Source organism: Bacillus sp. SIMBA_026, assembly GCF_046535335.1.
Lineage (GTDB): Bacteria > Bacillota > Bacilli > Bacillales > Bacillaceae > Bacillus > Bacillus velezensis.
This window is the reverse complement of sequence record NZ_JAWRWX010000210.1, coordinates 1-267: the sequence shown is the minus strand read 5'-3', so window position 1 is coordinate 267 and position 267 is coordinate 1. Positions and strand designations below refer to the sequence as shown.

Here is a 267-nt window from a genome sequence, read left to right as displayed (position 1 = left end):
CGGTCATCTTCGCGTTCGACGACTGGCTGAGCAACATGCCAAACCAGCTCGTGGCGTGGACGCAAAGCGGCCGGCAGTACTTCTCGGAGTATGGCCCCGACGGCAGGCGGTATTGCAAGATGTACGCACCGCCCGTTCGCGATGCGCGCGCCAACCGCGCAAAGCGTGTATGGGGCGGGCGCTCCGTCATCCTGCGACAGGACGACGCCATCCCGGACGGTATCTGCGACCCGCAAGAGTGCCCGCAGTATCAGACCGGGCAATGCA

Annotated in this window: 1 protein-coding gene; it reads left to right on the top strand. The window is 64.8% G+C overall.

Translation table 11 applies throughout. The features are described from left to right. On the top strand, window positions 1–267 hold a 267-nt coding region (locus tag SB847_RS21230; RefSeq protein ID WP_410578613.1), incomplete at both ends, for a recombination directionality factor.